General features: G+C 50.6%; 21 protein-coding genes, 1 tRNA gene and 1 rRNA gene. 20 read left to right on the top strand and 3 right to left on the bottom strand.

Annotated features, from left to right (window positions below):
• Window positions 1–106: 106 nt before the first annotated feature.
• The 13 genes from acuI to OGY10_RS14945 all read left to right on the top strand — a co-directional run bounded on the left by acuI (window position 107) and on the right by OGY10_RS14945 (window position 11,423).
• A complete protein-coding gene (acuI, locus tag OGY10_RS15005) occupies window positions 107–1,081 on the top strand; it encodes an acrylyl-CoA reductase (NADPH) (RefSeq protein WP_003828832.1) in 975 nt (324 codons plus the stop codon).
• Window positions 1,082–1,200: 119 nt separating this feature from the next.
• Window positions 1,201–2,205: a protein-methionine-sulfoxide reductase catalytic subunit MsrP gene (gene msrP, locus OGY10_RS15000; RefSeq protein ID WP_191226730.1), complete on the top strand. Its 1,005-nt coding sequence runs from the start codon at window positions 1,201–1,203 to the stop codon at window positions 2,203–2,205.
• Complete coding sequence (gene msrQ, locus OGY10_RS14995) at window positions 2,206–2,805, top strand: protein-methionine-sulfoxide reductase heme-binding subunit MsrQ (RefSeq protein WP_191226729.1); 600 nt, start codon at window positions 2,206–2,208, stop codon at window positions 2,803–2,805. It begins immediately after the preceding gene.
• Between the two features lie 392 nt (window positions 2,806–3,197).
• Entirely contained in the window at window positions 3,198–3,668 is a 471-nt protein-coding gene (accB, locus tag OGY10_RS14990; protein WP_003025210.1) for an acetyl-CoA carboxylase biotin carboxyl carrier protein, read from the top strand.
• Between the two features lie 10 nt (window positions 3,669–3,678).
• On the top strand, window positions 3,679–5,028 hold the full coding sequence (accC, locus tag OGY10_RS14985; protein ID WP_003828838.1) for an acetyl-CoA carboxylase biotin carboxylase subunit: 1,350 nt from the start codon (window positions 3,679–3,681) through the stop codon (window positions 5,026–5,028).
• A gap of 107 nt (window positions 5,029–5,135) precedes the next feature.
• Window positions 5,136–5,378 carry a YhdT family protein gene (locus OGY10_RS14980; protein ID WP_003828839.1) on the top strand — a complete coding sequence of 81 codons (243 nt, stop codon included), beginning with the start codon at window positions 5,136–5,138 and terminating at the stop codon, window positions 5,376–5,378.
• Window positions 5,368–6,819 carry a sodium/pantothenate symporter gene (gene panF, locus OGY10_RS14975; protein WP_286576956.1) on the top strand — a complete coding sequence of 484 codons (1,452 nt, stop codon included), beginning with the start codon at window positions 5,368–5,370 and terminating at the stop codon, window positions 6,817–6,819. Before OGY10_RS14980 ends, panF begins: the two co-directional genes overlap by 11 nt.
• Before the next feature lie 11 nt (window positions 6,820–6,830).
• Window positions 6,831–7,712, top strand: coding sequence for a 50S ribosomal protein L11 methyltransferase (gene prmA / locus OGY10_RS14970; RefSeq protein ID WP_003025221.1), 882 nt, complete (start codon window positions 6,831–6,833; stop codon window positions 7,710–7,712).
• Window positions 7,713–7,882: 170 nt separating this feature from the next.
• Complete coding sequence (locus OGY10_RS14965) at window positions 7,883–8,617, top strand: carbonic anhydrase (RefSeq protein WP_233097447.1); 735 nt, start codon at window positions 7,883–7,885, stop codon at window positions 8,615–8,617.
• A gap of 298 nt (window positions 8,618–8,915) precedes the next feature.
• Window positions 8,916–9,881 carry a tRNA dihydrouridine synthase DusB gene (dusB, locus tag OGY10_RS14960; RefSeq protein WP_008785970.1) on the top strand — a complete coding sequence of 322 codons (966 nt, stop codon included), beginning with the start codon at window positions 8,916–8,918 and terminating at the stop codon, window positions 9,879–9,881.
• A gap of 25 nt (window positions 9,882–9,906) precedes the next feature.
• Window positions 9,907–10,203 (top strand): DNA-binding transcriptional regulator Fis, encoded by a 297-nt coding sequence (gene fis / locus OGY10_RS14955; RefSeq protein ID WP_000462905.1) that lies wholly within the window; start codon window positions 9,907–9,909, stop codon window positions 10,201–10,203.
• A gap of 88 nt (window positions 10,204–10,291) precedes the next feature.
• Window positions 10,292–11,176: an adenine-specific DNA-methyltransferase gene (gene yhdJ / locus OGY10_RS14950; protein ID WP_032945161.1), complete on the top strand. Its 885-nt coding sequence runs from the start codon at window positions 10,292–10,294 to the stop codon at window positions 11,174–11,176.
• Window positions 11,177–11,258: 82 nt separating this feature from the next.
• Window positions 11,259–11,423 (top strand): DUF2556 family protein, encoded by a 165-nt coding sequence (locus tag OGY10_RS14945; RefSeq protein ID WP_003025279.1) that lies wholly within the window; start codon window positions 11,259–11,261, stop codon window positions 11,421–11,423.
• Window positions 11,424–11,469: 46 nt separating this feature from the next.
• Here the strand turns inward: OGY10_RS14945 and envR are convergent, their stop codons facing one another.
• Window positions 11,470–12,126, bottom strand: a complete 657-nt coding sequence (gene envR, locus OGY10_RS14940) for an acrEF/envCD operon transcriptional regulator (RefSeq protein ID WP_008785973.1) — start codon at window positions 12,124–12,126, stop codon at window positions 11,470–11,472.
• A 413-nt stretch (window positions 12,127–12,539) separates the two neighbouring features.
• Between envR and OGY10_RS14935 the strand changes: the two genes are divergently transcribed.
• From OGY10_RS14935 to OGY10_RS14905, 7 genes are all read left to right on the top strand, one after another.
• On the top strand, window positions 12,540–13,700 hold the full coding sequence (locus OGY10_RS14935; protein ID WP_008785974.1) for an efflux RND transporter periplasmic adaptor subunit: 1,161 nt from the start codon (window positions 12,540–12,542) through the stop codon (window positions 13,698–13,700).
• Between the two features lie 11 nt (window positions 13,701–13,711).
• The gene (locus OGY10_RS14930; protein WP_008785975.1) at window positions 13,712–16,825 is read left to right on the top strand and encodes an efflux RND transporter permease subunit; all 3,114 of its coding nucleotides are present in this window, start codon (window positions 13,712–13,714) and stop codon (window positions 16,823–16,825) included.
• 270 nt (window positions 16,826–17,095) lie between these two features.
• Window positions 17,096–17,317, top strand: coding sequence for a lipoprotein (locus OGY10_RS14925; protein ID WP_003025292.1), 222 nt, complete (start codon window positions 17,096–17,098; stop codon window positions 17,315–17,317).
• A gap of 460 nt (window positions 17,318–17,777) precedes the next feature.
• Window positions 17,778–18,803, top strand: a complete 1,026-nt coding sequence (locus OGY10_RS14920) for an amino acid ABC transporter substrate-binding protein (protein ID WP_008785976.1) — start codon at window positions 17,778–17,780, stop codon at window positions 18,801–18,803.
• Between the two features lie 69 nt (window positions 18,804–18,872).
• Window positions 18,873–20,054, top strand: coding sequence for an amino acid ABC transporter permease (locus OGY10_RS14915; protein WP_191226727.1), 1,182 nt, complete (start codon window positions 18,873–18,875; stop codon window positions 20,052–20,054).
• 9 nt (window positions 20,055–20,063) lie between these two features.
• Window positions 20,064–21,167, top strand: coding sequence for an amino acid ABC transporter permease (locus OGY10_RS14910; RefSeq protein WP_191227193.1), 1,104 nt, complete (start codon window positions 20,064–20,066; stop codon window positions 21,165–21,167).
• 7 nt (window positions 21,168–21,174) lie between these two features.
• Window positions 21,175–21,933 (top strand): amino acid ABC transporter ATP-binding protein, encoded by a 759-nt coding sequence (locus tag OGY10_RS14905; protein WP_003025300.1) that lies wholly within the window; start codon window positions 21,175–21,177, stop codon window positions 21,931–21,933.
• 118 nt (window positions 21,934–22,051) lie between these two features.
• Here OGY10_RS14905 and rrf read toward each other — a convergent pair.
• A 5S ribosomal RNA gene (gene rrf / locus OGY10_RS14900) occupies window positions 22,052–22,167 on the bottom strand.
• Between the two features lie 38 nt (window positions 22,168–22,205).
• Window positions 22,206–22,281 (bottom strand) — tRNA-Thr (locus OGY10_RS14895).
• Window positions 22,282–22,367: the final 86 nt, after the last annotated feature.

Genomic DNA, 22,367 nt, shown 5'->3' with positions numbered 1-22,367 from the left:
AGGTATATCTGGCAATTTATTGCGCAGAATCGGCATCATGTTTTGATTAGCGAGTATAGTCTTCATTATTAATTTTCCAATCCACTATACGAATTGAGGACAGGTTATGCAGGCTTTGATCTTAGAACAGCAGGACGGAAAAACCCTCGCATCCGTTCAACCCCTCGACGAAAATCAGCTACCGGAAGGCGATGTAACGGTGGATGTCCACTGGTCAAGCCTGAACTATAAAGACGCCCTGGCTATCACCGGCAAGGGAAAAATCATTCGTAATTTTCCGATGATTCCTGGTATCGATTTCGCTGGTACCGTGCGAGCAAGCGAAGATCCCCGTTTTCATGCGGGTCAGGAGGTTTTACTGACCGGTTGGGGCGTGGGTGAAAATCATTGGGGTGGACTGGCAGAACGCGCACGCGTGAAAGGCGACTGGCTGGTTGCGCTGCCAAAAGGGCTGGATGGACGTAAAGCCATGGTCATCGGTACCGCTGGCTTTACCGCCATGCTTTGCGTCATGGCGCTTGAAGATGCAGGAATTCGTCCGCAAGACGGTGAGATTGTCGTCACTGGTGCCAGCGGAGGCGTGGGCAGCACGGCCGTTGCGTTACTGCATAAGCTGGGTTATCAGGTTGCGGCGGTTTCGGGTCGTGAAAGCACCCACGACTACCTGAAAAGCCTGGGCGCTAATCGTATTCTTGGCCGCGATGAATTTGCTGAATCTCGCCCGCTGGAAAAACAGCTGTGGGCTGGCGCGGTGGATACCGTTGGCGACAAAGTTCTGGCGAAAGTCCTCGCGCAGATGAACTACGGCGGCTGTGTTGCCGCCTGTGGCCTGGCGGGCGGTTTCGCTCTGCCAACCACGGTGATGCCATTCATTCTGCGTAACGTTCGTTTGCAAGGAGTGGACTCGGTGATGACCCCGCCGGCACGCCGTGCAGAAGCCTGGGCGCGTCTGGTTAAGGATCTGCCGGAATCGTTCTATGCTCAGGCGGCAACGGAAATTACGCTGGCGGATGCGCCGAAGTTCGCCGATGCCATCATCAATAACCAGGTGCAAGGCCGTACGCTGGTGAAGGTGAAGTAACAGACCCTGGCGCAGAAATTTACACTTAATTAACGAAATTTCGCGGCACATCTACAGACTCCCTGCCATATTAACTACGCGTCCCCTGTCAGTTATGACGCGTAAGCCGGGAGTCTGTTATGAAGAAATTACGTCCATTTACAGAAGCCGACGTCACTGACGAGTCGGCTTTTTTTATGCAGCGTCGCCATGTGCTGAAAGCATTAGGGATCAGCGCAGCCGCGTTGTCTTTACCCCACTCTGCGCAGGCTGACCTTCTGAGTTGGTTTAAGGGTAATGACCGCCCGCCCGCGCCCGCGGGAAAGCCGCTTGATTTCAGCAAGCCCGCCGCCTGGCAAAATTCGCTTCCTTTAACGCCAGCGGATAAAGTTTCTGGCTACAACAACTTCTATGAATTCGGTCTCGACAAAGCGGATCCGGCAGCCAACGCGGGTAGCCTGAAAACCGATCCGTGGATATTAAAAATCAGTGGTGAGGTCGCCAAACCACTCACTCTCGATCACGATACCTTGACCACCCGTTTCCCGCTGGAGCAACGGATTTACCGCATGCGCTGCGTGGAAGCCTGGTCAATGGTCGTGCCGTGGATTGGTTTTCCGTTACATAAACTGTTGACGCAGGTGGAACCCACCAGCAATGCGAAGTATGTCGCGTTCGAAACGCTGTACGCTCCGGAGGAAATGCCAGGACAAAAAGATCGCTTTATTGGCGGCGGGCTGAAGTATCCCTATGTTGAAGGGTTGCGCCTGGATGAAGCGATGCACCCACTCACACTGCTTACCGTGGGGGTTTATGGTAAGGCCCTTCCGCCACAAAATGGCGCGCCCATTCGCTTAATTGTGCCGTGGAAATATGGATTTAAAGGCATTAAGTCGATCGTGAGTATCAAACTCACGCGCGAACGCCCTCCGACAACCTGGAATCTGGCCGCGCCCAATGAATACGGATTTTATGCCAACGTGAATCCGCATGTCGATCATCCCCGCTGGTCCCAGGCCACAGAGCGTTTTATTGGCGCTGGCGGTATTCTGGACGTACAGCGTCAGCCCACGCTGATGTTTAACGGCTATGCCGAAGAGGTTGCGTCACTGTATCGCGGACTCAATTTGCAGGAGAATTTTTAAGTGCGACTGACCGCAAAGCACATTACCGGGCTGAAAGTTTGCCTGCATCTTGCCGGTTTTTTGCCGTTTATCTGGCTATTTTGGGCGATAAATCACGGCGGCCTGAGCGCCGATCCGGTCAAAGATATCCAGCACTTTACCGGTAGGACAGCTCTGAAATTCTTGCTGGCGACCTTGCTGGTCTCTCCACTCGCGCGCTACGCTAAACAGCCATTATTGATACGCACACGTCGCCTGTTAGGGCTATGGTGTTTCGCCTGGGCAACACTGCATTTAACCAGCTACGCGTTACTGGAACTGGGCATTAATAATCTGTCGTTGTTAGGGCGGGAATTAATTACGCGGCCTTATTTAACCTTGGGCATTGTCAGTTGGGTCATATTATTCACCCTCACCTTAACATCCACGCAGGCTGCGCAGCGAAAGCTGGGCAAAAACTGGCAGTATTTGCATAACTTCGTCTATCTTGTGGCGATCCTGGCACCCATACATTATCTGTGGTCGGTAAAAATTATCTCCCCTCAACCGATTATTTATGCAGCGCTCGCTGCGGTGCTGTTAGCGTGCCGTTACAAGAAGTTTCGCCAGTGGTGGCGGTAGTTTCACGATATGTGCAGTGCGTTGCAAAACACGGACGATCCGATTTTCTTTACATGTTAACGGTTGATTATCTTCCCTGATAAGACCAGTATTTAGCTGCCAATTGCTACGAAATAGTTATAATGTGCGACTTTGCTATCCCTGGTAGCGTTTTTAAGGCGCTGAAAGGGTGACAATCGCATATTGAAGGTATATTTTGTCTTTTACCCGAAAATGGCAGAAGATAGCCGCACAATGACTAACAAGTCTGGCAATCTCACTTAATGGCAGCAGCACCCAGTGCAGCGCCTGAGATGCGTGGCATCTTGTCACTCACTGTTATAAAAATGCTATACAGACGGCGGTAAAACGCCTGTCACAATCTCACTAAACAAAGAGTACGGAACCCACTCATGGATATTCGTAAGATTAAAAAACTGATCGAGCTGGTTGAAGAATCAGGCATCTCCGAACTGGAAATTTCTGAAGGCGAAGAATCTGTACGCATCAGCCGTGCAGCGCCAGCTGCAAGTTTTCCGATGATGCAACAGGCTTATGCTGCACCAGTGATGCAGCAACCAGCTCTGTCTAACGCTGTCGCACAAACTGCCTCTCCAAGTATGGAAGCTCCGGCAGCAGCGGAAATCAGTGGTCACATCGTACGCTCCCCAATGGTTGGTACGTTCTACCGCACCCCGAGCCCGGATGCTAAAGCGTTCATCGAAATCGGACAGAAAGTGAATGCGGGCGATACCCTGTGCATCGTTGAAGCCATGAAAATGATGAACCAGATCGAAGCCGACAAATCCGGCGTAGTTAAAGCGATCCTGGTAGAAAGTGGTCAACCGGTAGAATTTGACGAGCCGCTGGTCGTCATCGAATAACGAGGCGAACATGTTGGATAAAATTGTTATCGCCAACCGCGGCGAGATTGCCCTGCGTATTCTTCGTGCCTGTAAAGAACTGGGCATCAAGACTGTCGCTGTGCATTCAAGTGCGGATCGCGATTTAAAACACGTATTGCTGGCGGATGAGACGGTCTGTATCGGCCCGGCTCCGTCCGTAAAAAGCTATCTGAACATCCCGGCTATCATCAGCGCCGCTGAAATCACCGGCGCGGTGGCAATTCACCCGGGCTATGGCTTCCTCTCTGAGAACGCCAACTTTGCTGAGCAGGTAGAGCGTTCTGGCTTTATCTTCATCGGCCCGAAAGCTGACACCATCCGCCTGATGGGCGACAAAGTGTCTGCAATCACCGCGATGAAGAAAGCGGGCGTACCGACAGTCCCAGGCTCTGACGGCCCGCTGGGCGATGACATGGACGCTAACCGCGCTCATGCTAAACGCATCGGCTACCCGGTTATCATCAAAGCCTCCGGCGGCGGCGGCGGTCGCGGTATGCGCGTCGTGCGCAGCGATGCCGAACTGGCACAATCCATCTCCATGACCAAAGCGGAAGCAAAAGCCGCTTTCAATAACGACATGGTCTACATGGAGAAATACCTGGAAAACCCACGCCACATTGAAATTCAGGTGCTGGCTGACGGTCAGGGTAACGCGATTTATCTGGCAGAACGTGACTGCTCCATGCAGCGTCGTCACCAGAAAGTTGTCGAAGAAGCACCAGCGCCGGGCATTACCCCGGAACTGCGTCGCTACATCGGCGAGCGTTGCGCCAAAGCGTGTGTTGATATCGGCTATCGCGGGGCGGGTACTTTCGAGTTCCTGTTCGAAAACGGCGAGTTCTACTTCATTGAGATGAACACCCGTATTCAGGTTGAACACCCGGTAACCGAAATGATCACCGGCGTTGATCTGATCAAAGAGCAGCTGCGCATCGCTGCGGGTCAACCGCTGTCCATCAAGCAGGACGAAGTTGTGGTTAAAGGCCATGCGGTAGAATGCCGTATCAACGCCGAAGACCCGAACACCTTCCTGCCAAGCCCGGGTAAAATCACGCGTTTCCACGCGCCGGGTGGCTTTGGTGTGCGTTGGGAGTCTCATATTTACGCAGGCTACACCGTACCTCCGTACTATGACTCAATGATCGGTAAGCTGATCTGCTATGGCGAAAACCGCGACGTCGCTATCGCCCGTATGAAAAACGCATTGCAGGAACTGATCATCGACGGTATCAAAACCAACGTTGACCTGCAGATCCGTATCATGAATGACGAGCACTTCCAGCACGGTGGAACCAATATCCACTACCTGGAGAAAAAACTCGGACTTCAGGAAAAGTAAGCGTGCGTTAACCGAAAAGGCCGGAAATTCCGGCCTTTTGTTTTTCTCCCCTCCCGCACGTGCCATAAGGTACAATCCCCGCTTTCTTTATCCACAAGGGACAAAAAATGGACGCTCGTTTTGTTCAGGCCCATAAAGAGGCGCGCTGGGCGCTGTGGCTAACCCTTTTATATCTGGTCACATGGTTAGTGGCCGCTTACTTACCAGATTCAACGCTGGGTTTTACCGGCTTACCGCACTGGTTCGAAATGGCCTGCCTGCTAACGCCGCTGGTTTTTATCGTGCTGTGCTGGGCGATGGTGAAGTTTATCTATCGCGACATTCCGTTGGAGGATGACGATGCAGCTTGAAGTTATTTTTCCGCTGGTCGCCTATCTTCTGGTGGTCTTCGGTCTCTCAGTTTATGCCATGCGCAAGAGATCGACCGGTACCTTCCTGAATGAATATTTCCTCGGCAGCCGCTCCATGGGCGGCGTCGTGTTAGCGATGACGCTAACGGCAACCTACATTAGCGCCAGCTCGTTTATTGGCGGTCCTGGTGCCGCTTACAAATACGGGCTGGGATGGGTGCTGCTAGCGATGATCCAGTTGCCCGCCGTATGGCTCTCATTGGGGATTCTTGGTAAGAAATTCGCCATTCTGGCACGCCGTTATAATGCTGTTACCCTCAACGATATGCTATTTGCACGCTACCAGAGCCGCCTGCTGGTATGGCTGGCAAGCCTCAGCCTGTTGGTCGCGTTTGTCGGGGCAATGACCGTACAGTTTATTGGCGGCGCACGTTTGCTGGAAACCGCAGCGGGTATCCCCTACGAAACCGGCCTGCTGATTTTTGGCGTCAGCATCGCGTTATACACGGCGTTTGGCGGCTTTCGCGCTAGCGTGTTGAACGACACCATGCAGGGCATGGTGATGCTGATTGGTACTATCGTTTTGCTGGTCGGCGTTGTTCATGCTGCCGGTGGCCTCAGCAATGCGGTGGTAACCCTGCAGACTATCGATCCTAAACTGGTTTCGCCGCAGGGCGCTGATGACATTTTGTCACCCACGTTTATGACCTCATTCTGGGTGCTGGTATGCTTTGGCGTGATTGGCCTGCCACATACGGCGGTCCGCTGTATCTCTTATAAAGACAGTAAAGCGGTACACCGCGGCATTATCATCGGCACCATCGTGGTGGCGATCCTGATGTTTGGTATGCATCTGGCGGGCGCCCTGGGACGGGCGGTAATCCCTGACCTGACGGTACCGGATCTGGTAATCCCTACGCTGATGGTCAAAGTCCTGCCGCCGGTCGCTGCCGGGATTTTCCTCGCCGCACCTATGGCCGCGATCATGTCGACGATCAATGCCCAATTGCTGCAAAGTTCCGCTACGATCATTAAGGATCTGTACCTGAACCTTCGCCCGGAACAGCTGGAAAACGAAACCCGGCTGAAACGCATGTCGGCAGTGATTACCCTGCTGCTGGGCGCGTTACTGTTGCTGGCCGCCTGGAAACCGCCAGAGATGATTATTTGGCTTAATCTGCTGGCGTTTGGCGGGCTGGAAGCCGTCTTCCTGTGGCCTCTGGTGCTGGGCCTCTATTGGGAGCGGGCAAACACGTCAGGCGCATTGAGCGCGATGATTGTCGGCGGCGTGCTTTATGCTCTACTCGCCACCTTTAACGTTCAGTTCCTGGGCTTCCACCCAATCGTGCCCTCGTTACTGATAAGCTTGCTGGCTTTCCTGATAGGCAACCGTTTCGGTTCCGCCGTCCCGCAAGCCGCCATATTGACTACTGATAAATAAAGAGTTTTGCCATGCCATGGATCCAACTGAAACTGAACACGACCGGTGCCAACGCTGAAGAGTTGAGCGATGCGCTGATGGAAGCGGGCTCCGTTTCCATTACTTTCCAGGATACGCATGATACGCCGGTATTTGAACCTCTGCCGGGCGAGACTCGCCTGTGGGGTGATACCGACGTTATCGGCTTGTTCGATGCAGAAACCGACATGAAAGAAGTAGTTGCTATCCTGGAACAGCATCCGCTGCTGGGTGAAGGCTTCGCGCATAAAATCGAACAGCTCGAAGACAAAGACTGGGAACGCGAATGGATGGATAACTTCCACCCGATGCGCTTTGGTGAACGTCTGTGGATTTGCCCAAGCTGGCGCGATGTCCCGGATGAGAATGCTGTCAACGTGATGCTGGACCCGGGTCTGGCGTTTGGTACAGGCACGCACCCCACTACCTCTCTGTGCCTGCAATGGCTGGACGGTCTTGATCTTAACGGTAAAACGGTTATCGACTTTGGCTGCGGCTCCGGCATTCTTGCCATTGCGGCACTGAAGCTGGGTGCGGCGAAAGCCATTGGCGTGGATATCGACCCGCAAGCGATTCAGGCCAGCCGTGATAACGCCCAGCGTAATGGTGTTTCTGAGCGTCTGGAGCTTTATCTACCGAAAGACCAGCCAGAGGCGATGAAAGCCGACGTGGTGGTCGCCAACATCCTTGCTGGCCCATTACGTGAACTGGCTCCGTTAATCAGCGTACTGCCCGTTGAGGGCGGTTTGCTGGGGCTTTCTGGTATTCTTGCCAGCCAGGCGGAAAGCGTCTGTGAAGCCTATGCCGATCTCTTTACGCTCGATCCGGTTATCGAGAAAGAAGAGTGGTGTCGCATTACCGGCCAGAAAAAATAATCCCTTCCGGCGTGGTTATCTGACCACGCCATTTTCAGACAATTGACCAGCATACCGACACTTTCCTCAGCGATATAATAATCAATTGATTTTGTTATTTTTTATATTGATTCTCGTTGAGTAAACGTATGCGTTTCAACTGTTTTACAACAACTTTGCTGGCAGCATGCATGATGCCACTGACCACGCTGGCCGTACCATGGGGATATACCGAAGAAAACGGCCCAGCACGGTGGGGAGAAATCAGCAAAGCGTATGCAACGTGCCAGACAGGCATAAACCAATCCCCCATAGACATCCAGACCACCACAACCAGTAAACTCGGTCTCCCCGCGCTGAACATGCAGTACGTCGATGGCCCAACCAGATTTCGGAGCATCAACCATACGTTGCAAGCAACGATGAGTAGCTACGCATCTAATTCTATTGAAATTGATGAAACGCTTTATTATTTAAAACAATTTGATTTTCATGCCCCGAGCGAACATACCCTCAACGGTAAAACCTATCCGCTGGAGCTGCAGCTGGTCCACAAAAATCAATCCGGAGACATCGCTATCGTGGCGGTTATGTTTGATATCGGCGAACCAAACCAGGCGATTCAAAATTTGTGGGAGTCCTTTCCAACCATGGAGGACAGCAGCATGGCCATCTTCTCGCCGGTCGATATCCACCAGCTTTTACCCGACAATAAAACCTACTGGCGCTACCGTGGTTCGTTAACAACGCCTCCCTGCACCGAAGGCGTCACCTGGACTATCCTGAAAACGCCTGTTGCTCTTTCTGCCGAACAGATGGATAAATTCCACTACATTGTTGGGACGGCAAACAATCGCCCGCTGCAGCCGTTGAATGAACGCAAGATTACGGACAGCTATTCTGGGGATACCGAGATCCTGTACTAAAATGAGGTAGCGATCACACAATGACGAGGTAATTTGCTGATTAATTCAGCAGAATATCTTGTCAGTACCGTCTGCAGCTGAAGAAAAAATGAGAAGTTACGCAAAATTATATGTGTATATAAAATCGACACATTTTTATAATGCGATGATTTATATGATTAAATATTTTCATGCGTTCACATTTACGGCAATTCATTGATCCACCTCAGTGGATTGGTCAAAGTTTGGCCTTTCATCTCGTGCGAAAAATGCGTAATATACGCCGCCTTGCAGTCACAGTATGGTCATTTCTTAACTCATGCGCATCGGACAATACCAGCTCAGAAATCGCCTGATCGCAGCACCTATGGCTGGCATCACTGACAGACCATTCAGGACGCTGTGCTATGAGATGGGAGCCGGATTGACAGTATCCGAGATGATGTCTTCTAACCCGCAGGTTTGGGAAAGTGATAAGTCTCGTTTACGGATGGTGCACGTTGATGAGCCAGGAATTCGCACGGTGCAAATTGCCGGTAGCGACCCTGTTGAGATGGCCGATGCCGCACGTATTAACGTGGAAAGCGGCGCCCAGATTATTGATATCAATATGGGGTGTCCGGCTAAAAAAGTGAATCGCAAGCTCGCAGGTTCAGCCCTCTTGCAGTACCCGGATTTAGTGAAATCGATACTAACCGAGGTCGTCAATGCAGTGGACGTTCCTGTCACACTCAAGATTCGCACCGGCTGGGCTCCGGAACACCGTAACTGCGTAGAGATTGCCCAACTGGCTGAAGACTGTGGCATTCAGGCTCTGACCATTCATGGACGCACCCGCGCCTGTTTGTTCAATGGAGATGCTGAGTACGACAGTATTCGGGCAGTTAAGCAGAAAGTTTCCATTCCGATTATCGCGAATGGCGACATTACTGACCCGCATAAAGCCAGAGCTGTACTCGACTATACGGGGGCGGATGCCCTGATGATAGGACGTGCAGCTCAGGGAAGACCCTGGATCTTTCGGGAAATCCAGCATTATCTGGACACTGGGGAGCTGCTGCCCCCGCTGCCTCTGGCAGAGGTGAAGCGCTTGCTTTGTGCGCACATTCGGGAACTGCACGACTTTTATGGTCAGGCAAAAGGGTACCGAATTGCGCGTAAACACGTATCCTGGTATCTCCAGGAACACGCTCCGGATGACCAGTTTCGGCGCACATTCAACGCCATTGAAGATTCCAGCGAACAGCTGGCGGCGTTGGAGGCATACTTCGAAAATTTTGCGTAAACAGAAATAAAGAGCTGACAGAACTATGTTCGAACAACGCGTAAATTCTGACGTACTGACCGTTTCTACCGTTAACTCTCAGGACCAGGTAACTCAAAAGCCCCTGCGTGACTCGGTTAAACAGGCACTGAAGAACTATTTTGCTCAATTGAATGGTCAGGATGTGAATGATCTCTATGAGCTGGTACTGGCTGAAGTAGAACAGCCCCTGTTGGACATGGTGATGCAATACACCCGCGGTAACCAGACCCGTGCTGCCCTGATGATGGGCATCAACCGTGGTACGCTGCGTAAAAAACTGAAAAAATACGGCATGAACTGATACTAATCAGTTAAATGTTTGTTTTAAAAGGCGCTACTCGGCATGGGGAAGCGCCTTTTTTATTGACGTCACACGGGAGGCTTTGGCGATGAACGCGAGATGTGAACCTGTCTATTTTGGCGATGAATCTAAAAAGATAATCCTGGGTGACGCGCTAACTGAACTGAAAAAACTGCCGTCTGAAAGCGTTGAACTCATTTTTGCTGACCCTCCTTATAACATCGGGAAAGACTTTGACGGGATGGTTGAATCCTGGGACGAAGAGACCTTTCTGGCGTGGTTGTTTGAGTGCATCGACGAGTGCCATCGCATCCTCAAACCACACGGCACCATGTACATCATGAACAGTACGGAGAACATGCCGTACATTGACCTCAAATGCCGCCCGCTTTTTACCATCAAGAGTCGTATCGTGTGGTCATACGATAGCTCAGGGGTACAGGCCAAAAATTACTTTGGTTCGATGTATGAACCGATCCTGATGATGGTCAAAGATCAGAAAAACTACACATTTAATCGTGACGATATTCTGGTTGAAGCCAAAACTGGCGCTAAACGCGCGCTAATAGACTACAGAAAAAACCCGCCGCAGCCCTACAATCAGAAAAAAGTGCCGGGCAATGTCTGGGAGTTCCCACGCGTACGCTATCTGATGGACGAATACGAAAACCACCCCACCCAGAAACCCAAAGCCCTCCTGGAGCGTATAATTCTGGCGTCCTCGAACCCAGATGACAAGGTACTCGATCCGTTCGCCGGCAGCTTCACCACCGGAGCTACCGCCGTGGAATTGGGTCGCAAGTTTGTCGGGATTGAGATCAATACTGAATACGTAAAAATGGGGCTCAGAAGACTGAGTATCGGTTCTCATTTTTCAGAAATTGAGCTTGCCAAGGTGAAAAAACGTAAGACAAAAAACCTGTCTAAAAAGAGTCGATTGACGGCAAAGAGTGGCGATCTTTCAACAAAGTAAAGGCATTGTAAGTCTGCTTTTCAGCTTAAAAATTTCGTGTATATTCCCTGCACACTTGGGCATGAATACACAGGGTTTAGGAATGATTCGCAAGTATTGGTGGCTGGTTGTTTTTGCGGTCTTCGTTTTTCTTTTTGATGCGCTGCTCATCCAATGGATAGAGCTGATGACAACAGAGCACGACAAGTGCCGGAATATGAACTCAGTGAATCCCCTTAAGCTGGTCAACTGCGTCGACCTCGAATAGCACCTCAGATAACACTTCGACAGCCGTCAGCCTCTGGCGGTAAAAACTATCCGACCTGGTTTTCACTCTGCATTAATTGCATGACGCTACCGTCTGGGCTTAACATTTTTAGTACATTATCAACTAATACTGGAGCTTGCCCATATAGATCATAACTCACTGGATTCATTAACCAGTTTTTTATAATTCCGCTAAAACTACCGTGCAGAATAATGATGATGACATCTAAATCAAGAGTGGTGGCAATCAGATTGTCATCGACACACTTTTGCAGGGAATCACGAATGCTTTGATGACTGATACCTATTTTATCGCGAATATCCTGCTCAGATATCATATCGTTATGAAATTCACACTTATGATATAAAATCTGCATTAATGCCTGCTGACGAGGGTTCTCTGCAATATATTGTAACCCCACCACAAACTTTTCTCGCAATCGCTGTAAAGGGTTATCACCCCAACGACCAATTAGCTTGTCCTGAATAAGATCGCGTAAAGGTGGTTGTTGTAACCATAGCTCATTAAACAATTGAGTTTTATTTTCGAAATGCCAATAGAGCGCGCCACGCGTCACGCTGGCGGCATCCGCAATGTCGTTTAGCGTCGTATTGCTTACGCCACGTGCGGCAAACTGTACAATTGCCGTTTCTATCAGGTGCTGCCGCGTTTTGAGGGCATCAGCTTTCGTTTTTCTGGCCATGGTTCCGACTGTCTGAGGTAGAGTAGAGAATGATTAACTTTCTTATCTAATATTTGCGATACGGAACAAATGTATCACTTAGCATTTATTTAAACGAGTTCTAAAAAATATTATTACGGACTTTGCACACGAATAAACAAAACGAATACCAACAAACAATATATTCACAAACCAAATGCTTATTTCAATTTGTGTTTATGCGAATCATAGTATTGCTATTAACACCACAATGAAACAGCTGTCGATTAATCTTTTTTTGCTTTTACGTGCCGTGTATCGTGCCTATAAATAAGTATTGCTTACATCGCAAGCTAATAATTTGTAGGATAGCCAACTATTATTTTTCTTGTGCACGTTATCGCCCCCTGCGTTACCCGGTTAATAACGAGCGTTCGCTTTTTTAAGGAATAGAAATGACGAAAAATGCCAGGTTTTCACTCCTGCCCTCATTCATCATCGTCTCCGCTGCATTACTCGCCGGTTGTAACGATCAGGGAGAAACACAAGCTCATCCCGCAGAACCGCAGGTGACTGTCCATGTCGTCGAAAAGGCTCCTTTAGCCGTAACGACCGAATTACCCGGGCGCACAACGGCATTCCGAATTGCAGAAGTTCGTCCCCAGGTCAGCGGGATAGTGCTTAAACGGAATTTCACTGAGGGAAGCGATATTGAAGCCGGACAGTCACTTTATCAGATCGATCCCGCGACTTATCAGGCTGACTATGACAGCGCCAAAGGTGAACTGGCGAAGAGTGAAGCGGCGGCTGCAATCGCGCATTTAACGGTGAAACGCTATGTGCCGTTGGTTGGCACCAAGTACATCAGCCAGCAAGAGTACGATCAGGCAATTGCTGATGCTCGTCAGGCCGATGCCTCCGTGATCGCGGCAAAAGCGGCGGTCGAAAGCGCGCGTATCAATCTGGCCTACACCAAAGTGACATCGCCAATTAGCGGACGCATCGGTAAATCTAACGTCACCGAAGGTGCATTAGTCACGAATGGCCAGGCTACTGAGCTTGCTACCGTTCAACAGCTCGATCCCATTTACGTCGACGTGACACAGTCCAGTAACGACTTTATGCGCCTCAAACAGTCCGTTGAACAAGGGAGTCTGCATAAAGACAGCGCCAGCAGTACTGTCGAACTGGTGATGGAAAATGGTCAGTCATACCCGCTAAAAGGCTCTTTGCAGTTTTCTGATGTGACGGTTGATGAAAGCACCGGATCAATCACCCTCAGAGCCGTGTTCCCTAACCCACAGCACACGCTGTTGCCGGGCATGTTTGTGCGCGCACGCATTGATGAAGGCGTCCAGCCGAATGCCATTCTCGTTCCGCAGCAGGGGGTAACGCGTACGCCTCGCGGTGATGCCACCGTAATGGTCGTTAACGACAAGAGTCAGGTTGAGTCTCGCGCAGTCGTTGCCGCACAAGCTATTGGTGACAAGTGGCTCATCAGCGAAGGCCTGCAACCGGGTGACAAAGTTATCGTGAGTGGCTTACAGAAAGCACGTCCAGGCGTTCAGGTTAAAGCAACCGCCGATACCGAAACCCCTGCCACGAAAGCCCAATAAGGTAACCGGACATGGCTAACTTTTTTATCAGGCGTCCTATCTTTGCCTGGGTATTGGCTATCATTCTGATGATGGCGGGTGCTCTGGCAATCATGCAACTGCCCGTGGCACAGTACCCGACCATTGCGCCTCCTGCGGTCGCCATTTCGGCCACCTATCCTGGTGCGGATGCACAGACGGTTCAGGATACAGTCACACAGGTTATCGAACAGAATATGAATGGTATCGATAACCTGATGTATATGTCCTCCACCAGCGACTCGGCCGGGAGTGTGACTATTACACTGACTTTCCAGTCCGGTACCGATCCCGATATCGCGCAAGTGCAGGTGCAAAATAAACTGCAGCTCGCCACTCCGCTACTGCCGCAAGAAGTTCAGCAGCAAGGGATCAGCGTCGAGAAATCCAGCAGCAGCTTTTTGATGGTTGCGGGTTTTGTTTCTGACAACCCACAAACCACACAGGATGACATTTCCGATTACGTCGCCTCGAACGTTAAAGACTCAATCAGCCGTCTGAATGGCGTGGGTGACGTGCAGCTGTTTGGTGCACAGTACGCCATGCGCATCTGGCTGGATGCAAACTTATTGAACAAATATCAGCTCACGCCGGTTGATGTGATCAATCAGTTGAAGGTACAGAACGATCAGATTGCCGCAGGTCAGTTAGGGGGGACGCCTGCATTACCTAACCAGCAGCTTAACGCTTCTATCATTGCGCAAACGCGACTGAAAGACCCTGAAGAGTTCGGCAAAGTGACTTTACGCGTGAACAGCGATGGTTCGGTTGTTCACCTGAAAGACGTCGCGCGTATCGAGTTAGGCGGGGAAAACTACAACGTCGTGGCGCGTATTAACGGTAAGCCTGCATCCGGCCTTGGGATCAAGCTGGCAACTGGGGCAAACGCGCTGGATACCGCGAACGCTATTAAAGCCAAGCTGGTTGAACTGCAACCATTCTTCCCGCAGGGAATGAAGGTGGTCTACCCGTACGACACGACGCCATTTGTGACCATCTCCATTCATGAAGTGGTAAAAACACTGTTTGAAGCGATCGTGCTGGTGTTCCTGGTCATGTATTTGTTCCTGCAAAACATCCGGGCAACGCTCATTCCGACCATCGCCGTACCTGTCGTATTGTTGGGCACATTTGCCGTGCTTGCTGCGTTTGGCTACTCAATAAACACCCTGACGATGTTCGGCATGGTGCTCGCCATCGGTCTATTGGTCGATGATGCGATAGTGGTGGTGGAAAACGTGGAACGCGTGATGATGGAGGATCATCTGCCGCCCAAAGAGGCGACGGAAAAATCCATGTCACAAATACAGGGAGCACTGGTTGGTATCGCCATGGTGCTGTCTGCGGTATTTATCCCGATGGCCTTCTTTGGCGGTTCAACCGGGGCTATCTATCGGCAGTTTTCCATCACCATCGTTTCCGCCATGGCGCTTTCAGTACTGGTCGCGCTGATCCTGACTCCCGCACTTTGTGCAACGTTGCTGAAGCCGGTATCAGCTGAACATCACGAGAAAAGAAGCGGTTTCTTTGGCTGGTTCAACGCCAAATTCGATCACAGCGTCAATCATTACACCAATAGCGTCAGCGGTATTGTGCGTAAAACTGGGCGTTACCTGGTCGTCTACCTGATAATCGTCATCGGGATGGCGGTGCTGTTTATGCGCCTGCCAACCTCCTTCCTGCCAGAGGAAGATCAGGGCGTCTTCCTGACGATGATTCAACTTCCTGCAGGCGCCACGCAAGAACGCACCCAGAAGGTGCTGGATCAGGTCACCCACTACTACCTGAACAATGAAAAAGCCAACGTTGAAAGCGTCTTTACGGTTAACGGCTTTAGCTTCAGCGGCCAGGGGCAAAACTCAGGGATGGCGTTCGTCAGCCTCAAGCCCTGGGAAGAACGTAGCGGTAACGAAAATAACGTTGAATCAATTATCGCCCGTGCTACCCGAGCGTTTAGTCAGATTCGTGATGGTCTGGTGTTCCCTTTCAACATGCCAGCCATCGTTGAACTGGGTACCGCGACGGGCTTCGACTTCGAGCTGATTGACCAGGGCGGGTTGGGGCATGCTGCGCTAACCCAGGCACGTAACCAACTGCTGGGCATGGTTGCCAAACACCCTGACCTGCTGGTTCGCGTGCGTCCAAACGGTCTCGAGGATACCGCACAGTTCAAGCTGGATGTCGATCAGGAAAAAGCTCAGGCCCTTGGCGTCTCGCTGTCCGATATTAATGAAACCATCTCCGCTGCGCTGGGTGGCTATTACGTCAATGACTTCATTGACCGTGGCCGCGTGAAAAAAGTGTACGTACAGGCCGATGCCAAATTCCGTATGTTGCCGGAAGACATCAATAATCTGTATGTTCGTAGCGCCAATGGCGAAATGGTTCCGTTCTCCACGTTCAGTTCCGCACACTGGATCTACGGCTCACCGCGCCTGGAGCGCTATAACGGTATGCCTTCTATGGAACTGCTGGGAGAAGCTGCGCCTGGCAGAAGTACCGGTGAAGCAATGGCGCTGATGGAAAGCCTGGCGGAAAAACTGCCAAACGGTATTGGTCATGACTGGACGGGGATGTCCTATCAGGAACGACTGTCGGGTAACCAGGCTCCTGCGCTGTATGCCATCTCGCTAATCGTTGTCTTCCTTTGCCTTGCCGCATTGTATGAAAGCTGGTCTATTCCTTTCTCGGTGATGCTGGTTGTACCGCTCGGTGTTGTGGGCGCATTGTTAGCAGCATCACTGCGTGGGATGAATAACGATGTGTATTTCCAGGTTGGCTTACTAACCACAATCGGCCTCTCGGCTAAGAACGCCATCCTGATCGTCGAGTTTGCCAAAGACCTGATGGATAAAGAAGGCAAGGGGTTGATTGAAGCGACGCTGGAGGCATCGCGCATGCGTCTTCGTCCTATCCTGATGACATCCCTGGCCTTTATTCTGGGGGTTATGCCTCTGGTTATCAGTCACGGTGCAGGTAGTGGTGCGCAGAATGCGGTCGGTACCGGTGTTATGGGAGGAATGCTGACCGCAACATTGTTGGCTATCTTCTTCGTCCCCGTCTTCTTTGTTGTCGTAAGACGGCGTTTTAGTCGGCACAACGATTAATTTGTAAAATAAAGGCGTCTACGGACGCCTTTTTCACCTACGATGCTCCTCTTTATTTATTAGTAAGATAGCCATTTATTTCATTTAAACTATCCCTCTAAACTCGCCTGCAGCCTTTCTTTTTATCCATTATTTTTACAATCCACATGAATTGAGATTATTCCTCATGTCAGTCCTTTTTTAAGAAGTGGTAAAATAATCGCCGAGTTCGCAGATGGCTTAGCGTTTGTCTTTGCTTAATTAGCGAAACGCTTATTTTGAGGTAACACCATGAAAAGATTAATATCCGTTGCACTGCTTACCGCATTCCTGGCTGGCTGTGCACACGATTCTCCTTGCGTACCTGTATACGACGATCAGGGACGCCTGGTTCATACCAATACCTGTATGAAAGGCACCACCCAGGATAACTGGGAAACAGCCGGAGCCATCGCCGGTGGTGCTGCAGCCGTTGCCGGACTGACGCTTGGGATTGTCGCCCTGACCAAATAAATCATATTAAAAGCGCGGTTATTACCGCGCTTTTAGCAATAAGCATAAAATCTACATATAAGACAAAACGTTGCTTAATAGAACCTGACATGTAATAAAATTATTATAGATTTCACTCACACATCCGCGATTTGAAATTAGCATTTTTTCTGTTTTTCGTAACACCACATTTTCTTTTCATTATTCTCACGTCATTAATATTAACGCCAGAAATCGTTATCACGCGTCCTGTCTGATTTTTAAATTTTTTGCGCCGAAATGTGGCTTACGTTTCAATTTTGCACCACTTCAGGGCGCTGCATTTATTTTTTCCTGTCTACACTCTGCATATTGCGTCGAATAATCAGGCGCAAAAAACTGGCACTACCTTTGCTTAAAAGAGTATGGCCAAAGCCACAGACAGGTAAAAGACGTTTTCAGAACGTTTCCATAACAATAATTCCTCCACACAGGATGCTCTATGAAAAAGATGATAATCGCCAGCCTGGCTGCGGCCGGTGTGCTGCTTGCTGTTGCAAATCAGGCACATGCCGGCGCAACACTTGATGCCGTAAAGAAAAAAGGGTTTGTGCAATGTGGGATCAGCGACGGCTTGCCTGGCTTTTCTTACGCCGATGCAAGCGGCAAGTTCTCGGGTATTGATGTTGATGTATGTCGTGGCGTTGCCTCCGCCGTATTTGGCGATGATAGCAAAGTAAAATATACCCCGCTCACCGCCAAGGAACGCTTTACCGCATTACAGTCTGGTGAAGTCGACATGCTCTCTCGTAATACCACGTGGACCTCTTCTCGTGATGCCGGTATGGGCATGTCCTTCACTGGTGTAACGTATTACGACGGCATTGGTTTTCTTACCCACAATAAAGCAGGCCTGAAGAGCGCTAAAGAGCTGGATGGTGCAACGGTCTGTATTCAGGCGGGAACCGATACCGAACTAAACGTGGCCGACTACTTTAAAGCCAACAAGATGAAGTACACCCCCGTCACCTTTGACCGTTCGGATGAATCAGCCAAAGCTCTGGAATCTGGACGTTGCGATACGCTGGCTTCCGACCAGTCTCAGCTGTATGCCCTACGCATCAAGCTGAGCAATCCTGCGGAATGGATCGTCCTGCCAGAAGTTATTTCTAAAGAACCGCTGGGACCTGTCGTACGTCGCGGGGACGATGAGTGGTTCTCCATTGTTCGCTGGACACTGTTCGCCATGCTAAATGCGGAAGAAATGGGTGTTAACTCGAAAAACGTCGATGAAAAAGCGGCTAATCCAGCAACACCGGATATGGCACACCTGTTGGGTAAAGAAGGGGATTATGGCAAGGATCTGAAGCTTGATAACAAATGGGCCTACAACATTATCAAGCAAGTTGGTAACTATTCGGAGATCTTTGAACGTAACGTTGGATCGGAAAGTCCGCTGAAGATCAAACGTGGACAGAACAACCTCTGGAATAACGGTGGCATTCAGTATGCGCCACCGGTGCGCTAATGCGTAGTGATGTAACGGGCGCCGCAACTGCGGCGCTCAGCCCAGAGTCATAGTTACTGAGGTTTTCTTATGTTCCATCGCCGCTCAACCGTAAAAGGATCGTTATCCTTTTCTAACCCTGCGGTCCGCGCCAGGTTATTTCAAATACTCGCCGTCATTGCGGTTATCAGCATTGCGGTCTATCTCATTCATAACACGATAAATAACCTGAACAATAGCGGTATTACCTCGGGGTTTTCTTTTCTCGATCGCAGCGCCGGATTTGGCATTGTCCAGCATCTGATCGATTACGAGCAAGGCGATACGTATGGTCGTGTCTTTGTGGTCGGCCTGCTCAATACGCTGTTAGTTTCAGCACTGTGCATTGTTTTCGCATCAATTCTCGGTTTCTTTCTCGGGCTGGCACGCCTGTCAGATAACTGGTTATTGCGAAAGCTCTCGACGATCTACATCGAAACGTTCCGCAATATACCGCCGCTGCTGCAGATCTTCTTCTGGTATTTCGCCGTATTACGTAATCTGCCCGGCCCACGCCAGGCCGTTAACGCGCTGGATTTGATGTTCCTGAGTAACCGGGGGCTCTATATTCCGTCCCCGCAAATGGGAGAAGGTTTTTTTGCCTTTTGTACCGCTGTCGTTATCGCTATCGTCGTCACCATCGGATTATTTCGCTTCAACAGAATGCATCAGACCAAAACCGGTCAGCTACGTCGGACCTGGCCCACGGCTCTGGCGTTGATCGTACTTTTACCGGTGATTTCACAGTGGATGTTTGGCGCTGCGCTTCACTGGGATATTCCCGCGCTCCGTGGTTTTAACTTCCGTGGCGGTATGGTGCTTATTCCTGAACTGGCGGCACTGACTCTGGCGCTTTCGGTATATACCTCGGCATTTATTGCAGAAATTATTCGGGCGGGCATTCAGGCCGTTCCTTACGGCCAACATGAAGCCGCACGCTCGCTGGGTCTGCCAAATCCGGTGACGCTACGCCAGGTAATCATTCCACAGGCGCTACGCGTCATCATACCCCCACTGACCAGCCAGTACCTGAATATCGTCAAGAACTCTTCTCTTGCAGCCGCCATTGGCTACCCGGACATGGTTTCACTGTTTGCCGGCACGGTACTCAATCAAACAGGGCAAGCCATTGAAACGATCGCCATCACCATGTCGGTATACCTGATCATCAGTCTGAGTATTTCTTTGCTGATGAATATTTATAACCGCCGTATTGCACTGATTGAGCGCTAAGGAGCCATGATGACAAAAGCACTGCTGTCTCACCCCTCGCGCCAGCGCAGCAATCCGGCAAGCCGCTGTCTACTCTGGGTGCGTAAAAACCTGTTCTCCAGTTGGTCAAATAGCCTGCTCACCCTGCTATGCGTATGGCTGATTTGGTCATTTCTCCCGCCACTGTTGAACTGGGTATTCTTTCAGGCCAACTGGGTCGGTTCTACCCGGGCAGACTGTACCAAAGCCGGAGCCTGCTGGGTGTTCATCCATGAACGCTTCGGGCAATTCATGTATGGGCTTTATCCACACGATCAGCGTTGGCGCGTAAATCTGGCCCTGATAATTGGTCTGGCTTCTATTGTTCCGATGTTCTGGAAAACCATTCCCCACCGTGGCCGTTATATCGCTATCTGGGCAGTCATATATCCGATTGTCGTCTGGTGGCTGATGTACGGTGGTTTTTTCGGACTTGAACGCGTAGAAACCCGGCAGTGGGGCGGATTAACACTGACGCTTATTATTGCATCCGTGGGGATTGCAGGCGCGCTTCCATGGGGCATTTTACTGGCGTTGGGACGTCGTTCCCATATGCCAGTCGTGCGGGTTTTATCCGTCATTTTCATTGAGTTCTGGCGCGGTGTACCGTTGATTACCGTTCTGTTTATGTCCTCGGTCATGCTTCCTCTGTTTATGTCCGAAGGAACCAGTATCGACAAGCTTATCCGGGCGCTGGTCGGCGTTATTCTTTTCCAGTCGGCCTATGTCGCAGAAGTGGTTCGCGGAGGGTTACAGGCCCTACCGAAAGGTCAGTATGAGGCCGCGGAATCACTGGCGCTAGGGTACTGGAAAACTCAGGGGCTGGTCATTCTTCCGCAAGCCCTCAAGCTGGTTATCCCGGGTCTGGTTAACACGATTATCGCCCTGTTCAAGGATACCAGCCTGGTCATCATCATCGGTCTGTTTGATCTCTTCAGTAGCGTACAGCAGGCAACTGTGGACCCTGCGTGGCTGGGTATGTCGACAGAAGGATATGTTTTCGCTGCACTGATTTACTGGATCTTCTGTTTCAGTATGTCGCGTTACAGCCAACATCTGGAAAAACGTTTTAACACCGGGCGTACACCGCACTGAGGAATTTATGAGCCAATTATTAATGCCGTCTACCGACGCGATGATTACGCTGGAAAACGTCAACAAATGGTACGGACAGTTTCATGTCCTGAAAAACATCAACCTGAAGGTAAAACAAGGAGAGCGCATCGTATTATGCGGGCCTTCCGGTTCGGGTAAATCGACAACTATCCGCTGTATTAACCATCTGGAAGAACATCAGCAAGGACGCATAGTAGTGGATGGGATTGAGCTCAATGAAGACATCCGCAATATTGAGCGCGTCCGACAAGAAGTTGGCATGGTCTTTCAGCACTTTAATCTCTTTCCTCATTTAACTGTCTTGCAAAACTGCACGCTGGCGCCTATCTGGGTGCAAAAGATGCCGAAAAAAGAGGCTGAAGTACTGGCAATGCACTACCTTGAGCGGGTCCGCATTGCCGAACATGCACATAAATATCCCGGGCAAATCTCTGGTGGACAACAACAGCGCGTGGCCATTGCACGCTCGCTGTGTATGAAACCCAAAATCATGTTATTTGATGAACCCACATCAGCGTTGGATCCTGAAATGGTAAAAGAAGTGCTGGATACCATGATAGGCCTGGCGCAATCGGGCATGACCATGCTATGTGTAACCCATGAAATGGGCTTTGCCCGCACAGTAGCTGACCGGGTGATCTTTATGGATCTTGGCGAGATTGTGGAACAGGCACCACCGGATGAGTTTTTTGCTCACCCCAAATCGGAACGCACTCGCGCGTTTTTATCGCAGGTTATTCATTAAATATATATGCCGGATAAAGTTCCGGTGGATTTGTCCTCCTCAGGAGAGCGCTCGCCGACAAACAACAGATAAAACAAAAGGCCCAGTCTTTCGACTGAGCCTTTCGCTTTTATTTGATGCCTGGCAGTTCCCTACTCTCGCATGGGGAGACCCCACACTACCATCGGCGCTACGGCGTTTCACTTCTGAGTTCGGCATGGGGTCAGGTGGGACCACCGCGCTACAGCCGCCAGACAAATTCTTTTCTAAGTGCCGAACTTTAACCGAAAAACTGGTGCTGATACCCAGAGTCGAACTGGGGACCTCACCCTTACCAAGGGTGCGCTCTACCAACTGAGCCATATCAGCACACTAAATTTGATGCCTGGCAGTTCCCTACTCTCGCATGGGGAGACCCCACACTACCATCGGCGCTACGGCGTTTCACTTCTGAG

The organism is Citrobacter sp. Cpo148, from assembly GCF_030332375.1.
Lineage (GTDB): Bacteria > Pseudomonadota > Gammaproteobacteria > Enterobacterales > Enterobacteriaceae > Citrobacter > Citrobacter portucalensis.
Note: the sequence above shows the minus strand (reverse complement) of the source record. Positions and strands in the feature narration are given on the sequence as shown.

Bases quoted from the DNA above. Each gene is read 5' to 3' on its own strand.
- acuI (WP_003828832.1), top strand. From the start codon at position 107: ATGCAGGCTTTGATCTTAGAACAGCAGGACGGAAAAACCCTCGCATCC.
- msrP (WP_191226730.1), top strand. From the start codon at position 1,201: ATGAAGAAATTACGTCCATTTACAGAAGCCGACGTCACTGACGAGTCG.
- accB (WP_003025210.1), top strand. From the start codon at position 3,198: ATGGATATTCGTAAGATTAAAAAACTGATCGAGCTGGTTGAAGAATCA.
- accC (WP_003828838.1), top strand. From the start codon at position 3,679: ATGTTGGATAAAATTGTTATCGCCAACCGCGGCGAGATTGCCCTGCGT.
- OGY10_RS14980 (WP_003828839.1), top strand. From the start codon at position 5,136: ATGGACGCTCGTTTTGTTCAGGCCCATAAAGAGGCGCGCTGGGCGCTG.
- panF (WP_286576956.1), top strand. From the start codon at position 5,368: ATGCAGCTTGAAGTTATTTTTCCGCTGGTCGCCTATCTTCTGGTGGTC.
- prmA (WP_003025221.1), top strand. From the start codon at position 6,831: ATGCCATGGATCCAACTGAAACTGAACACGACCGGTGCCAACGCTGAA.
- OGY10_RS14965 (WP_233097447.1), top strand. From the start codon at position 7,883: ATGATGCCACTGACCACGCTGGCCGTACCATGGGGATATACCGAAGAA.
- dusB (WP_008785970.1), top strand. From the start codon at position 8,916: ATGCGCATCGGACAATACCAGCTCAGAAATCGCCTGATCGCAGCACCT.
- fis (WP_000462905.1), top strand. From the start codon at position 9,907: ATGTTCGAACAACGCGTAAATTCTGACGTACTGACCGTTTCTACCGTT.
- yhdJ (WP_032945161.1), top strand. From the start codon at position 10,292: ATGAACGCGAGATGTGAACCTGTCTATTTTGGCGATGAATCTAAAAAG.
- OGY10_RS14945 (WP_003025279.1), top strand. From the start codon at position 11,259: ATGATTCGCAAGTATTGGTGGCTGGTTGTTTTTGCGGTCTTCGTTTTT.
- envR (WP_008785973.1), bottom strand. From the start codon at position 12,126: ATGGCCAGAAAAACGAAAGCTGATGCCCTCAAAACGCGGCAGCACCTG.
- OGY10_RS14935 (WP_008785974.1), top strand. From the start codon at position 12,540: ATGACGAAAAATGCCAGGTTTTCACTCCTGCCCTCATTCATCATCGTC.
- OGY10_RS14930 (WP_008785975.1), top strand. From the start codon at position 13,712: ATGGCTAACTTTTTTATCAGGCGTCCTATCTTTGCCTGGGTATTGGCT.
- OGY10_RS14925 (WP_003025292.1), top strand. From the start codon at position 17,096: ATGAAAAGATTAATATCCGTTGCACTGCTTACCGCATTCCTGGCTGGC.
- OGY10_RS14920 (WP_008785976.1), top strand. From the start codon at position 17,778: ATGAAAAAGATGATAATCGCCAGCCTGGCTGCGGCCGGTGTGCTGCTT.
- OGY10_RS14915 (WP_191226727.1), top strand. From the start codon at position 18,873: ATGTTCCATCGCCGCTCAACCGTAAAAGGATCGTTATCCTTTTCTAAC.
- OGY10_RS14910 (WP_191227193.1), top strand. From the start codon at position 20,064: ATGACAAAAGCACTGCTGTCTCACCCCTCGCGCCAGCGCAGCAATCCG.
- OGY10_RS14905 (WP_003025300.1), top strand. From the start codon at position 21,175: ATGAGCCAATTATTAATGCCGTCTACCGACGCGATGATTACGCTGGAA.